Origin of the sequence: Nocardioides sp. TRM66260-LWL (genome assembly GCF_020075545.1) — a bacterium.
Classification (GTDB): domain Bacteria; phylum Actinomycetota; class Actinomycetes; order Propionibacteriales; family Nocardioidaceae; genus Nocardioides.
On record NZ_JAIQZK010000005.1, the window covers coordinates 56,182 to 70,517 of the forward strand.

General features: G+C 75.9%; 8 protein-coding genes. 2 read left to right on the forward strand and 6 right to left on the reverse strand.

Annotated features, from left to right (window positions below; translation table 11 throughout):
• Positions 1-70 precede the first annotated feature (70 nt).
• Together K8Z61_RS12920 and K8Z61_RS12925 are read right to left on the reverse strand one after the other, a co-directional pair.
• Positions 71-1,618 (reverse strand): hypothetical protein, encoded by a 1,548-nt coding sequence (locus K8Z61_RS12920; protein ID WP_224130170.1) that lies wholly within the window; start codon positions 1,616-1,618, stop codon positions 71-73.
• On the reverse strand, positions 1,593-2,309 hold the full coding sequence (locus tag K8Z61_RS12925) for an ABC transporter ATP-binding protein (RefSeq protein ID WP_224130172.1): 717 nt from the start codon (positions 2,307-2,309) through the stop codon (positions 1,593-1,595). Before K8Z61_RS12925 ends, K8Z61_RS12920 begins: the two co-directional genes overlap by 26 nt.
• Positions 2,310-2,468: 159 nt before the next feature.
• Here K8Z61_RS12925 and K8Z61_RS12930 point away from each other — a divergent pair, with 159 nt between their 5' ends.
• Positions 2,469-2,864, forward strand: coding sequence for a DUF3054 domain-containing protein (locus K8Z61_RS12930; protein ID WP_224130173.1), 396 nt, complete (start codon positions 2,469-2,471; stop codon positions 2,862-2,864).
• A 198-nt stretch (positions 2,865-3,062) separates the two neighbouring features.
• Positions 3,063-3,359 carry a WXG100 family type VII secretion target gene (locus tag K8Z61_RS12935; RefSeq protein ID WP_224130175.1) on the forward strand — a complete coding sequence of 99 codons (297 nt, stop codon included), beginning with the start codon at positions 3,063-3,065 and terminating at the stop codon, positions 3,357-3,359.
• Between the two features lie 86 nt (positions 3,360-3,445).
• Here the strand turns inward: K8Z61_RS12935 and K8Z61_RS12940 are convergent, their stop codons facing one another.
• From K8Z61_RS12940 to K8Z61_RS12955, 4 genes are all read right to left on the reverse strand, one after another.
• Entirely contained in the window at positions 3,446-7,759 is a 4,314-nt protein-coding gene (locus K8Z61_RS12940) for an FtsK/SpoIIIE domain-containing protein (protein ID WP_224130177.1), read from the reverse strand.
• A gap of 27 nt (positions 7,760-7,786) precedes the next feature.
• A complete protein-coding gene (locus K8Z61_RS12945) occupies positions 7,787-9,859 on the reverse strand; it encodes a serine/threonine-protein kinase (protein ID WP_224130178.1) in 2,073 nt (690 codons plus the stop codon).
• 87 nt (positions 9,860-9,946) lie between these two features.
• A complete protein-coding gene (locus K8Z61_RS12950; RefSeq protein WP_224130180.1) occupies positions 9,947-11,329 on the reverse strand; it encodes a hypothetical protein in 1,383 nt (460 codons plus the stop codon).
• Positions 11,329-14,316 carry an apolipoprotein A1/A4/E family protein gene (locus tag K8Z61_RS12955; protein ID WP_224130182.1) on the reverse strand — a complete coding sequence of 996 codons (2,988 nt, stop codon included), beginning with the start codon at positions 14,314-14,316 and terminating at the stop codon, positions 11,329-11,331. The genes K8Z61_RS12950 and K8Z61_RS12955 overlap by 1 nt, the downstream gene beginning before the upstream one ends.
• Between the last annotated feature and the right edge of the window lie 20 nt (positions 14,317-14,336).

A 14,336-nucleotide genomic window follows, 5' to 3' on the forward strand; every position in this document is an offset into this window, starting at 1 on the left:
GCAGAAGCGTGCCAGCCGACGCCGACCGTCCGCAGAAGCCACCCGTTGGGGTCGGACGCGCGCAGGCCCCTCAGGCGGTGACGGCGAGGACGACCGCGGAGCGCCGCACAGGGTCGCACCAGCGCTCCCGGGTGCGCAGGAGCCGGACCGCCGACCAGGCGAGCATCGGCACCGCGAGCAGCGGCGCGATCCGCCAGTCGTCGATCTGCGCGAGCCCGCTGAAGACCAGCCCGGTGACGGTGGTGGCCAGGGCCAGGCGCGCGGAGTAGCCCACCATCGCCGTGGGCGGCGCCGGCGTCGCGCGGGCCGAGCGCAGGTCGACGGCGTAGGGGTGCTGCTGCGACCAGCGCATCGACGCCCCGGTCACCTGCACGAGCACCACGAGCAGGCTGGCGACGAGCGCGCTGGCCTCGGCCGGACGCGGCACCCCGGCTCGCGCGCCCGCCACCAGCACGGTCAGGACGCCGGCGGCCAGCAGGAACTCCGCCAGCACCTGCACCCGCGCCCGGAAGACGGTCTGCGGCGGCACCGGCAGGCTCTCGCGCCAGCGTCCGCCGCCGCCGTCCAGGCACCAGGCGTTGACGCCGAACAGCAGCGCCCCGCCGGAGATCACCAGGCCGGGGAGCAGGGTCAGCGACGACCACGGCAGGTCGCCGAGGACGGCGACCAGGCCGGGGCCGAGGGCCAGCACCAGCAGCCCCCGGCGCATCGGGACGGCGCGCCACACCGACGCCCGGTCGCCGCGCACGAGCGCGCGGGCGGCCGAGCGGGGCAGCGGCCTCGCCCGGCGGTGCCCGGTCTCGGCGGCCACCTCGTCGATCGGGAGCAGCCGGGCGGCCCGGCGGGCGGGCACCGCGCCGAGCAGGACGGCGCCGACCGTCACCACGGCCAGGCCGGCGAGCGTCAGGCCCCAGCGCGGCCCGGGCGCGCCGAGCAGCCCGACGAGCAGCCACGACGTCGGGACGGCGTCCAGCAGCGGGACGAGCCGGTGCGCGGCCTGGGCGGCCAGCGCCGCGACCACCAGCACGGCGGCGACGCCGCGCACGAGCAGGAGGCCGCGGGGACGCCGGCGGACCGCCTCCACCGTCCACGCGAGCGCCTGGCCGACGGCCGTGGCCAGCAGCAGCCACAGCGCCAGCCCGAGCTGCAGGCCCAGCAGCGGCACCGGACGCGGCCCGACGGCGTAGGCCCCCGCGCCCAGCAGCACCCAGGCCTGCACCATCCAGGCGATCGTCAGCGGCGCCAGCAGCAGCGCGCCGAGGTGGTCGACGGTCGGGCTGACCGGGAAGACCTGCGCGGGCTCGCGGGCGAGCAGCTCGCGCCCGCCGCCGCCCGCGATCGCGGAGACGGCGGTGATGACCACCAGGGCCGCCATCGCCGTCGGCAGCAGCACGAGCAGGTTGAACGCGCGGCCGGTGCCGCCGGCGTCCGGCGTCAGGGCCGGGACGACCGCCGCTGCGGGGAGCGAGGCGACGACGAGCGCCGCGGCCACACGCTGTCGCCGCCCGCCCGTGCCGCGCCGGAAGGCGAGCAACGCCGCGACGTCGCGCAGGGGTCGGACGAGCCCCTCGCGCCGCGGGCGGCGGCCCGGCTCAGTCGAGGAGGTCGCGGTAGACACGCGCACCCTCCTCGCCGCCCATCTGCGCGGCGCTGACGACGGCCACCTGGCTGCCTCCGCGCAGCACCCGCACCTGGGTGCAGGCGGCCACGGCGAGATCGCGCAGGTGGGTCGAGACCAGCACGGCCGCGCCGCGGGCGCGGGCGTCGGCGATCAGCTCCAGCGTCGCCTCGACCCCGAGCGGGTCGACCCCGTCGAACGGCTCGTCGAGCAGCAGCACAGGGGGCCGGTGCATCGCGGCGAGCACGACCGAGAGCCGCCGTCCCATGCCGTGGGAGAAGCCGGCGGTGATGCGGTGGGCGACGTCGCCGAGCCCGAAGCGCTCCAGCAGGTCGCGGGCCCGCGCCTCCCAGCCGGGGTCGTGACGGTCGAGGTCGCGCAGCCGCGCGGAGAGCTGCAGGTGCTCCCACGGCGTCGCGCGCGGCACGAGCCCGCCGATGTCGGGGCAGTAGCCGACGGCGCGGCGCGCGTCCATGGTGTGCGTGCGCAGGTCGAAGCCGGCCACCTGGACGTCGCCCTCGGTCGGAGGGACGACCCCGGCGAGCACGCGCATCGTCGTCGACTTGCCCGCGCCGTTGCGACCCAGCAGCGCGGTGGCCTGGCCGGCCTCCGCGTCGAGGTCGATGCCGCCGACCGCCTCGACCTCGCCGAAGCGGACGCGCAGCCCCCGCACGTGCACCGGATGGGTCACCCTCGCTCCTCCCGCCGGACGCCCGCGTCCGCGCTCCCGGCCGCGGGCCGGCACGGCCCGGGCCGATCGGGACATCGGCGCGCGACCGCGCGATCTGAGCCGGCCGCCTCCCCCGCCAGTGTGCCCGGCAGGCGGGGAGCCGCGCGTCATGATGGCGCCATGCGCTTCCTCTGGCTGCCCGTCGACGTCGCCCTCGTCCTGCTCTTCGCCGCGATCGGCCGCTCCAGCCACGAGGAGGGCCTCACGCTGCTGGGCACCCTCGAGACCGCCGGGCCGTTCCTGGTCGGCGTCGCCCTGGCCTGGGCGGTGCTCTCGGCGCGGTCGTGGGCCGGCGGCGGCCTGGTGGCCGGGCTGCTGGTCTGGCCGACGACCGTCATCGTGGGCATGGGCGTGCGCCGCCTGGTCGGCGAGGGCACCGCCACCTCGTTCGTGGTGGTCGCGACGATCGTCCTGGCGGTGCTGCTGGTGGGCTCGCGGCTCGTCGCCCACCTGGTGCGGCGGCGCACCGGTCGCGCGGCGCACGACCTCGGCCACCGCAGCGGCGCCGCGCGCTGACGACGCCGAACGGTGACGCGCGGCGCGCGGCAGCGACCCGAGGGCGCGTGCCGACGCCGAGCCCGGCGCACACGGGGAGATTTCTCGTCCGAGCGGGTTTGGCCCTCCACCGAACGCGGGATAGGGGGACAGTGTCGGCGCTCGGGGCGCCGGACCGAGGAGGTCGGCTCCTCGTCACATCACCTCCCAGGAGACGGCATGTCCAACGTCAAGGTCTCGTACCAGGAGCTCCAGCAGAAGGCCACGGAGTTCCGCAACCACCAGCAGACCATCAACGACGAGCTCGAGCGCCTGAAGGGCAAGGTCCACGAGCTCACCTCCGGCGGCTTCGTCACCGACTCCGCGTCGGGCCAGTTCAACGAGTCCTACGAGCAGCTCAAGGGCGGCCTGAACAAGGCGCTCGAGGGCCTCGACGGCCTCGCCGGCTACCTGGAGAAGGCCGCCACCACGTTCCAGAACGTCGACAGCGAGCTCGCCAAGGCGCTCAAGGGCTGACGTCCCCCCACCCGACGAGCAGGGGCCCGACCGGATCTCCGGTCGGGCCCCTGCTCTGTGTCCGGGGTCGGCGCGAGGGGTCGGCCTCAGACGCCGGCCTGGTCGGGCAGCGGGGCGCAGGTCGCGACCTGCACCCACTGGCCGTCGCCGCGGTGCAGCCAGCCGCGGCCGGGCTGGATGGGCCCGCCGATCAGGTCGCGCGGCAGCCGGAGGCCCACGAGCTCGCCGTCACCGTAGGACTGCGGTGAGAGCAGGAGGCCACGGCGGCCCTTGCGCAGCTCGCCGAGCCAGCCGAGCGACGCCGACGCGAGGGACTCCGCGTCGCCGCCCACCAGCACCTGGCTGCCGGGGCGCTGGCCGCGCAGCACGCCCAGGACGTGGTCGCCGGCGTCCCAGGTGCGGATCCCGTCGGCGTCGTCCACCACGATGAGCAGCGGGGCGCTCGCCTCCGCGCAGCGAGCGGCGAACCGCGACTCCGACTCGTCCGAGGTCACGACGCCGAGCACGCCCTCGTGCCCGTCGAGGTCGCGCATCGCCCCGGGGCGCGGCGCGACGACGACCACCTGACCGCCGGTGTCGAGCCACGACTGGGCCGCGGCCCGCAGCACGGTGCTGCGCCCGGAGCGTCCGGGCCCGCCCACGACGAAGCCGGCGCCGGAGCGGTAGTCGACCTCGAAGGCGGTGAGCTCGTCGCCGCCGACGCCGATCACCGCCACCGGACCGCCGGGCGCCGCACCGGACGCCGCGCCGCGCAGCGAGAGCAGCTCGCCGAGCTCGATGCGCAGCGGCAGCGGGTCGACCCGGAACGGCGCCACCGTGACGGGACCGCGCGCGGCCGCGCGCTCCCCCAGCACGGCCAGCGCCTGCGCCTGGCCCTGGGCGGTGGAGTCGTCACCGAGCAGGAACACCTGGGTCTCGACCCCCGTGCCGTAGAAGCCGCGGCCGTCGGGCACCGAGTCGGGCATGTCGCGCGGGGTGAGGCCGACCAGGCCGTAGTCGTCGCGGTCGGCGAGTCGCAGCGTCAGCTTGCTCTCCGTCATCGAGGAGACCCGCACGTTGTAGGCGAGGGTGCGGTCGCCGGTGATGATCGCGTGGACGCCGAGGCTGGCGCCCTCGCGCAGGATCCGCATGATCGCGTCGGTGTTGGCGTCGGTGGCGCCGAGCGTGGCGGTGAAGCCCTCCCAGCGGTCGAGCATCACCAGCAGGTGCGGCAGCGGGTCGACGCCCGACGCCCGCTGCTCGGAGACGTCGCCGAAGCCGTGCTGGGTCAGCAGCCGCTGCCGGCGGTCGAGCTCCTCCCCGATCCGCGCGAGCAGGCGCGTGGCCCGCTCGCTCTCGGTGCGGGAGACGACGCTGCCGGTGTGCGGCAGTCGCAGCAGCGCGGAGAGCGCGCCGTTGCCGCAGTCGATGCCGTAGAGGTGCACGTCGGACGGCGTCGCCTGGGCGGCCACCGCGCCGGCGAGCGTGCGCAGCACCTGCGAGCGACCCGAGCGGGCCGAGCCGATCACCAGCAGGTGGCCGTCGCGGTGCGGGTCCCACGTCGCGACCTCCTGCCGCTGCAGCTCGGGACGGTCGCAGCGGCCGTAGGCCAGCGGCGGCACGGCGCCGGGCACCGGCTCGGGGTGCTCGGGCGCGATCAGGCGCTCCTCGAGCGCCTCCAGCCACGGGCTGCGCTGCGGCGGCACGCCCTCGGCCTGGCCGGCCTCGACCACGGCCGCCACCAGCGCGGCGAGGTCGGTGTCGTCGACCGCCACGGCCGCCTGCTTGGTCTTCGGCGGCGCGGGCGGGGCGTAGGCGAGCCCCCGCCAGCCGAGCGGCGCCACGAACGGCGGCGGGACGTCGACCGCGACCGCACCCGGACGTCGTCCGCCCACGCGTCCGGACTGGAACGGCTGCAGCGCGCCCGCGCCGAGCCGGACGTAGGCGCGACCCGGCGTCGACTTCGCGATGCGCGAGGCGTCCGGGGAGTCGAGCACGTCGGTGGAGTCGCCGGCGTCGGCCACCCGCAGCGCGATGCGCATGTTGGTGTTGGCGCGGATCTCCGGGGAGACCACGCCGCTGGGCCGCTGGGTCGCGAGGATCAGGTGGATGCCGAGGGAGCGGCCCAGCTGCGAGATCGCCACCAGGCCGTTGACGAAGTCGGGCAGCTCCTTGAAGAGCTGGGCGAACTCGTCGATCACGATCAGCAGGCGGGGCAGCGGCGGCCGGTGCGGCTCCTTGGCCCGCAGGTCGCGGTAGTCCTCGATGTCCTTGACGCCGGCCTCGGCGAGGAAGTGCTCGCGGTAGTGCAGCTCGGCACGCAGCGAGGCCAGCGCGCGGACGACCAGGTGAGGGTCGAGGTTGTTGACCTTGCCGACCGTGTGCGGGAACTTGACGCAGTCCTTGAACGCGCCGTCGCCCTTGTAGTCGACGAGCACGAAGTTCAGCGCGTCGGGCCGGTTCGCGACCGCCAGGGAGGCGATCATCGTCTGCAGCAGCTCGGTCTTGCCCGCGCCGGTGGTGCCGGCGATCAGGCCGTGCGGTCCGTCGGCCTTGAGGTCGAGGCTGAACGGGCCGCCGAGCCCGGCGCCGAGCACCATGCGCGTGCTCTCCGGCTGCATCACCCAGCCGGCCCGCACGGCGTCGGCGGTGGGCGGGTCGATGCCGAGCACCTCGAGCAGTCGCGCGGAGTCGGGCAGCGACTCGCCCTCCTGCGAGGCGCCGACGTCGCGCAGCGACGCGATCGGACGCATCGCGCGGTCGCACCAGGCCGACTCGACGCCCTCGCGCAGCACGCCGACCAGATCGCGGGTGCCGCCCCGGCGCAGCACGGCGCGGGCGGCGTCGTCGGCCTGGAGGGCGAGCGTGGCGGTGCACCGCTCCGGCAGGGACTTCTCGTGGTCGTCGACGCAGATCGCGAAGATCGCGACCTGCGGGCCGCGGGCGAGCAGCTCGGTGAGCCCCGGCACGGCGCGCATCTCGCGGAACCCGTGCAGCACGACGACGTGGGCCGGGAAGGAGTCGGCCGTGGCCGAGTGCTCCTTGAGCGCCTTCTGGCGCTCGCTCAGCAGCCGCGAGAGCGCCGCCACCTGGGCGGTCAGGGTGTCGGTGTCGAGACCGACCATCGCCACGACCGACTCGGGGTCGGCCGGCCGCAGCTGGGGCACCCACTGCAGCCAGCCCCACTCCTCGGAGCCGCGGGTGGTCAGGAAGGTCATGGTGAGGTCGCGCGGCGCGTGCAGCGCCGCCAGCTGGACGACGACCCAGCGCAGCGTCCGGTCGATCTCCTCGGCCATGCCCGCGAGGCCGACGACGCCGGACGTCACCAGGTCGAAGCCGACCGGCACCGCGTGCGTCTCGTGCTGGTTCTCGGTGCGCTCGCCGGTGAGCCGCACCTCCGAGGGGAGGTCGTGGGTGCCGAGCCGCAGGGCCAGGAAGTCGGGATCGTGGCGCCGCCGCTCCCACAGCCTCCGGCCCGGGAGCAGGCACGTGACGAGCACGTCGGCGGCGTCCGGCATCGCCTGCCGCAGCCGCTGCTCCTCCTCGCGGACCGCCTCGCGCAGCCGCTCCTGGGCCCGCGCCAGGCTGGCCTCGTACGCCTCGACCTCCTCGCGGTGGTCCTTGGCGCCGCCGACGCGGTCGGCGATGTAGTTGCCGAGCATCATGATCGGCGACATCAGGCCGAACAGCAGGCTGATCGGGTTGTAGACCACGGCCATGATGCCAGCCACGGGCAGCGGCAGCAGCATCGCGATCCACGGCAGCCGACGGGTCTTGTGGGCCTGCGGCGCCCGCGGGATCTCGATCTCCGCGGGGTCGACGTACGGCGCGATCCGCGGTGGCCGCAGGAAGTTGCGCCAGCCCGGGTCGCCCGACTCCACGACGGTCTCGGCCGCCCGGGCGGAGCGCACCTCGACGACGGAGTCGCCGATCTCGAGCAGCTGCCCCGGCGCCAGCGGGGTCGGCTCGTCCGCGCTCAGCAGGGCGCCGTCGACGGCGGCGCCGTTGGTGGAGCCGAGATCGACGACCGTCACGTCTCCGGCGGTGACCTCGAGCCGGCAGTGGCGGCGCGACAGCGAGCGGTCGGGCCACGACAGCGGGCCGGTGCGGCCGATCTCGTGGGTGCCGACGGGCAGGGCGAACACCAGCCCGGCGCACGGCCCCCCGGTGACGTGCAGCTGCAGGCCGGCGGTGGGGAGCTCGACGGGCTCGTGCCCGCCGAACGAGACGACGTCGCCGTGGTGCAGGCCCAGCTCGGCGACGGTCGCGTCGTCGGCCGCCGGGCGCAGGCTCCAGGAGCCGTGGGCGCCGACCTCGGCGGCCAGCGCCCGCTCGAGGGTGGCGACCGGCGTCGCGTCGTCACAGGCGACGAGGACGTCGCGGGTGGTCGACTCGTGGACGACGGTGCAGGAGATGCGCATGCGGGGTCCTCGATGGGTGGGGGTGGCTCAACTCTGGAGACGCGGCACGTCGACGGTGACAGGGTCGGCCGTGGTGAGGACGCGGCCGTCAGCCCCCGCCGCCGTGACCGCCACCGTGCAGGTGTCGGTGCCGCTGCCGCCGTAGGGCTTGGTGGTGATCGACAGGGTGCCGCCCTCGGCGACCTGCGGGCACGCCTTGCCGTCGGTGCCCCGGATCGAGAGGGTGAAGTCGTCCTTGGTGAACCCGCTGCCGAGCACGTCCGGCAGGACGGCGGGGGTGCCCGACGCGGGCGTCGCGACCTGGGGCCCGCAGGCCTCGCCCTCGCCCGACACGACCTCGGCGCGGACGGTGATCTCGCGGCGCCGGCCGGTGGACGGCACGGTGGCGCACAGGCCGGTGACCCGCTGCGCGGCGTACACGTCGGCGGTGGTATCGACCGAGGCCAGCGCCGCCTCGGTGAGCGTCTCGGCCTGCTGCGCCCACTCGGCGGCCCGGCCGGGGTCGCCGGCCCAGCCCGGCGCCTGGAAGCTGAGCGTGACGGGCCGGGCATCGCCGCCCACGTGGTCGGTCAGCGCGGGGAGCAGCGCGCAGCCGCCCCCGAGATCGCCGACCTGCGCCTGGGCGAGGGAGGAGACCACCGGTCCGTCGCCGGTGGACGGCGTCAGCGCGTCGCACCCGCCGTCAGGCGGCTTGGGGACGACGACCAGGGCGTCGCCTCCGAGCGCGCCGTCGGCCGCGAGCGCGAGGGTCAGGGTCGCGGCGTCGCCCTCGGTGGCGATGGACGGGGTGATGCGCAGACCCGAGCGGTAGGGCTTCCAGGCGTCGAGGGCCGCCGGCGCGGCCGCGGAGCCGCCCGCCGAGCCGGACGGGCCACCGGCGTCCTTGCCGCCGGTGACGGCGACGACGACGCCGACCACGGCGAGCACCGCGACAGCGGAGGCGCCCGCGATCATCAGCCGCGTGCGCCGCTCCATCGGCGGCTTGGGCGGGGCGGCCTGGGACGGCAGCGTCGGCGGCGCGACCTCGAGCCGCGGACGCAGGTTCGTGACGGCGTCGACCGCCTCGTCGCCGACGGACGGCGCCACGACCGCCTGCACCTCGCCGGGGAGCGCGGCGGGCGCGGCCGGCGCCGCGGCGCCCTTGAGCCGGGTCGCGCCGAGGTCGACCCCGGCGTCGAGGTTCTCGACGCGGAGCGCCTCCGCGGGCGTCGCGCCCAGGGCGTCGTCGGCCGGGGCCCACGCGGTGGGCTCGGGCTGGGGCGGCAGCGCCGCGACGCCGTCGAGCCGCTCCCGCAGGTCGCGCAGCGCGGCGGCCGTCGCCGCGGCCGGCAGTCGACGGCTGGGGTCCTTGGCCAGCATGCCGGAGAGCACCTGCCACAGTGCCGGGTCGACCGGCAGCGGCGGCGGCGCGGACGTCACGTGCCGGAAGCCCAGCGTGTGCGCCGTGCCCGGCCCGGCGAAGGGCGTGCGTCCGGCCAGCAGCTCGTAGAGCATGACGCCGACCGCGTAGACGTCGGAGGCCGCGCCGAAGCGGCCGGCGGAGAACAGCTCGGGCGGCATGTAGCCCGGCGTGCCGAGCAGTCCGGTGACCTGGACGGTGGAGTCCTGCGCGAGCCGCGCGATGCCGAAGTCGGTGAGGCGCACCCGGCTGGCCAGCGCGTCGGGACCTGCGGCCAGCAGGACGTTGTCGGGCTTCACGTCCCGGTGCAGGCACCCCGCCTCGTGGGCCACGGCCAGCGCGTCGAGCACCGCGCACACCACGTCGACCGCGTCGAGCGGGGCGAGCGGGCCCTCCGCGCGGAGGTGACCGCGCAGGTCGCCGCCCTGGACGAGGTCCATGACGATGGCCAGGCTCTGGCCCTCGACGACGAGGTCGTGCACCTGCACGAGGGACGGGTGGCGCAGCCCGAGCAGGATCGAGCGCTCCTGGATGAACCGGCCGACGAGATCGTGGTCGGAGGTGTACTCGGCCTTGAGCAGCTTGGCCGCCACCTGCTCGCCGGTCTGCCGGTCGAGGGTGCGCCACACGACGCCCATCGCGCCGGCGCCGATCGTCTCGACCAGCTCGTACCGGCTGCCGAGGGCCTGGTTGCTGCTCACCGACACCTGCTCACCTCTCGTCTGCGTCCCGGCCGTGGGCCGCCGTGCGGTCGTGGGCCGGGACGTCCTGCCTGATCGTGCGCCCGATCATCCCTGCTTCGTCGAGGCGAACCAGAAGACGCCGGGCAGGCTGGTGCCGTCGGCGTCCTGGGCCACCGGACGCACGCCGGGGTCCTGCGTGGTGGGGCTCAGCAGGCTCACGGAGTCGTCGGGCAGCGCGCTGGCGTCGCCGAAGTCGAGCGCCGGGCCGGCGAGCCCGTCCGCGGAGCCGGGCGTGGAGCCGGCGAGCGCCGACGCGACCTCGGCCGGCGCCGTCGAGCCCGCCGTGCGGACCGCCGCGAGGAGGGCGAGCACGGCGTCGTGGCTGGCGGTGTCGGCCCCGCGACCGAACTCGGCGAAGGGGCCGAGGACGTCGTCGTCGGGGATCTGCGACCCGCCGAGAGCCAGCCGCAGCGCGGCGAAGAAGCCGGCGGCGGCGTCGCCCGAGGCGTCGGCGCGCAGGGTGGTGGCGTCGGTGGCGTCGGTGCCGACCGCGCTGAGCCGACCCGACATCGAGGCGGTCGGCTCACCGCGTCCGGCCGACCCGGACGCACCGGACGCCTGGACGCCCTGGACCGCGAGCGTGAACGCCGGGGTGAGGGCCTCGGGTCCGAGGATGATCGGCAGGCTCGCCGCCTGCGCGACGCCGGTCTGGACGCGCGCCAGCAGCGACGCGTCGGAGGCCGCGGAGCCGGTGATGACCACGGAGTCGAACGCCGGCGCGACGGTGGCCTGCGAGCCACCGCGGCGGGCCCGGCTCTGCGCGGCGCGGACCTGCCGCTCGTACCGGTCGAGGGCGGCGACGCCGACCGCGCCGTCCAGCCGCAGCGGCGAGCCGTCGGACAGCACCAGCGGCGTCGAGCGACCCGCCTGCTGGAGGGCCTCCTCGACCGCGCCGGTCACCTGGTCGCGGGTCGGGCCGGTGGCGTACACGCCGCTCGGCAGGGAGTCGTCCCCCAGGTAGGGGGCGACGACGGGCACGCCCGCCGTGCTCGCGCTGGCCAGGGCGTCCTCGAGGTGGCTCCCGCTCGTGGCGACGACGATGCCGGAGACCTGCTCGGAGACCATGTCCTGGACGGCCTTCAGCGCGGTGGCGCTGCGGCCGGCGTCGGAGCGCACGACCAGCTGGACGCCGGTGCCGGCCAGTCGGCTGCGGTAGGCGGCCAGCCAGGCGCCGGCGGCGGCCGCCGCCGGGGAGGCGGCCTTCCCGGTGGCCGGGCCGTCGGTGTAGTCGCCACCCTGGTCGGCCGGCGCGTTGACCGACACCAGCACGCCGATCCTCACGGTGCCGAGGTCCTTCGGCGCGGCCGCGACCTTCACCTCCGCCGCCGGCGGGGCGGGCGAGCCGACCGCGTCGTCGCTGCAGCCGCTGAGGCCGGCGAGCCCGACGAGCCCGGCGGCCAGGCCCAGCGGGAGGGCACGGGCGCGCATCACTCGTCCCCGATCCGGAAGCTGAAGACCGTGCGGAAGGTGCTGCCGGCCGGCGGCTCCATGGCGAACAGCGGGAAGGCCGAGGCGAGGTCGCGGCCCCGACGGTCGACCGTGCGGAGCTGGTCGAGCGACGCCTGCTCCAGCTGGCGGCCGTTGCGGAAGCCGACCGTGGTGACGCCGAGCGTCCGCAGGACGTTCTGCGCGTCGCCGGTGGAGCTGGCCTGGTCGTCGATCTCGCCGAGCAGGCCGCCCTGCTGCGGACGCTGCGGGTCGCCGATCTGACGCAGCACCGCGATCAGGCTGCGGGTGAGCTCGCGGCGGGTCGCGTCGGTGTCACCGGTGGCACCACGGATCTGGTCGGTGATGCTCCCGATCGCGGAGGAGACGGCGGAGTCGACCTGACGTCGCTGCTGGTAGCGCTGGGTCTTCGTGACGTCCGGGCCCTCGACCCGGGGCCGGCCGCAGACGCGCTCGAGCAGGGTCGAGCGGGGCGCCGTCTCGCCGAGCACCAGCCGCTGCCGCTTGACGGCGGCGCCGATGTCGCAGGTCAGCTCGGACTCCTGGGCGGTGAGGAAGGTGCTGAGGTCGTCGAAGATCTCGTCGGTCGCGCTGGCGAAGTCGTCGGTGCTGTCCTTCAGGCCCTGCTGGTCCTGCGTCAGCGTGGCGCACTGCGCGCCCAGCACGCCGAGCACCGACTCCGGCGCGGTGGTCGGCGCGGGGGTGGCCGAGGGGCTGGCGGGCGGCGTGGCGGGGGCCGGGCACGCCGCGCTCGCGTCACCTGCGCCGAGCGACGTGGAGACGGTGGCGTCGAGCGTCTTCTGGTAGCAGCCGAGCACGGCCACCCGCTCCTGGAGCAGGTTCAGCGCGGGCGCCTTGGTCTGGTCGAGCGGCGCCTTCGGGGCGCAGCTGGACGGGTCGATGTCGGGCGCGGGCAGCGAGCGGTCGTAGACCGATCCCCGGGCCGAGGTCAGGACGCCGTTGACGGCGTTCGCGACGGCGGACCGGTTGTCGTCGCCCGTGCTCAGCGCGTTCTTCACCACGGTCTCGAGGGAGGCGAACTGGTTGGACAGGACGCCGTCGACCGCGCCGCGGACGCCGCCGAGGAGGTCGAGGAGATCGAAGAGGGAGCCACCCGAGCCACCCGAGCCGGAGCCCGGCGCCGCGTCGGACGCCGCGGCGCGGAGCGCGGCGGTGACCGCCACGATGCGGGCGGCGAGGGAGTTGGCCACGTCGTTCTTGGCGCAGTCCTGGCCGCTCAGCGAGCCGACGATCTGGTCGCGCAGCTGCTCGTCGGCGGTGGGACCGGTCTGGGCGGGGTCGCCGGGCGCGAGCTGCAGTGCGCAGAGCTGCTGGGCGCGGGCCTTCAGGTCGGCAAGCACGCTGGACGAGCCGGAGTCGAGCAGGTCGGCCTGGGACTTCACCGAGGTGGCCAGCGTGCCGAGCGCCTTCGCGAGCTCGGAGCCCTTCGGCGAGGTCAGGCCGAGCAGGGTGCCGAACTGCGTGCGGACCGCGGCGAGCGCCTGGTCGACCGAGGTCGCCTGGTCGTCGGACGACGTCCCGCCGCTGGCGAGCAGGTCGAGCGGACCGTCCTTCGCGGTGAAGGAGTCGATGAGCGCGGTCGTGCGCTTGGTGACGTCCTGCAGCGCGGCCGGGAGACCGCTGCCGAGGGCGGTGTCGATGGTGGTGCTGAGGGTGCTGCGCAGGCTCACGATGTCGGCGCTGGTGCGGCCGAGCTGGCCCTTCATGCCCTGGAGGTCGTCGACGATGCCGCCGATGGCGCCGCGGACCTGGCGCTCGAGGTCGGCGCGGCAGCCCTGGGCGGCGCGGTCGAGCCGGTCGAGGTCGGTGGAGACCCGGTAGACCCGCTCGAAGATCGACAGCCTCGCCGACGTGGCGCGGCTGGGGACGCCCGTGCACCGGGCCGACGTGGGCGCGGAGGACGGGGCGCCCTGGGCGAGGACCCGGTCGGGGTCGCCGAGGCGCTTGAGGATCGTGTCGATGTTGGAGTCGATCCTGCTCCGCAGCTCCGCACCGGAGGTGCGGAAGGCATTGCTGGAGGCCTCGCGGGCCGCGCGCAGCTGGTCGACGAGGCTCACCAGCTGGGCCGAGAGCTGGGTGCGGCCGGCCTCGAGGCCGGACACAGCGCGCTGGCCGAAGCTGTCCCGGGCGTCCTCGAGCTGGCCGACGATCGTGCCGAGCGTGCGGTCGGCGGCGCCGAGGCTGGCGGCGATCTCCTCGACCTGCGCGATGGTCTCGGCGTCGAGCTGGCTGACGCTGCCCTCGCCGTCGCCGAACACGACGTCGAGCAGGCGGGTGATGGACGGGTCGGTGACCAGGCCCGGCTGGACGCTCAGGTCGAAGGTCGGCACCTTGAAGTCGTCCGTGCGCTCGACCAGGCGGAAGGTGGCCGTCGGCGAGAGCCGCGGGGGCGCGAGGAAGGTCGACCACTGCACGCGGGTGGCGTCGTCGACCCGGCTCACGACGCCGTTGGTGACCTCGGAGCCGGCGTCGGAGGAGCCGGCACCCGTCACGACGGAGCCGAGGGCGTCCTTGTCGAGGGTGACGCCCCCGACGACGGTCAGCGGCGTCGCGAGGAGCTGCGCGGAGCTGAAGCGCTCGGAGTCGACGTCGGCGTCGATCTGCTCGGGCCGGGCCGTGGTGTTCTGCACCGTGACCTCGATGGTGACGGTGCCGTCGAAGCCCTTGATGTCGCGCAGGTCGGTGCCGACGCGGCCGTCGGAGGTGCGGTAGGCGGTGAGCACGCGGACCGGGAGCCCGCCCTGCACCTGCGAGGGGTCGAGGCCCTCGTCGCTGCTGCTCGGCTTGCCGCCGTCCTCGGAGCGGATGACGGTGGAGCGGATGCCGGTCAGCGTGCCGTCGGGCGCGACCTGCACCGCGACGTTCTGCAGGATCCGCTGCGGCGCGGCCTGGGCGCCGCCGATGGTGACCAGCGAGACGCCGGTGGCGGCGACGGCGAGCCCGGCCACCCAGGCGAGCGGCCTTCCTC

Excerpts from the sequence above, each read along its gene's own strand:
- K8Z61_RS12940 (WP_224130177.1), bottom strand. The coding sequence starts at position 7,759 with ATGCGCATCTCCTGCACCGTCGTCCACGAGTCGACCACCCGCGACGTC.
- K8Z61_RS12930 (WP_224130173.1), top strand. The coding sequence starts at position 2,469 with ATGCGCTTCCTCTGGCTGCCCGTCGACGTCGCCCTCGTCCTGCTCTTC.
- K8Z61_RS12935 (WP_224130175.1), top strand. The coding sequence starts at position 3,063 with ATGTCCAACGTCAAGGTCTCGTACCAGGAGCTCCAGCAGAAGGCCACG.
- K8Z61_RS12950 (WP_224130180.1), bottom strand. The coding sequence starts at position 11,329 with ATGCGCGCCCGTGCCCTCCCGCTGGGCCTGGCCGCCGGGCTCGTCGGG.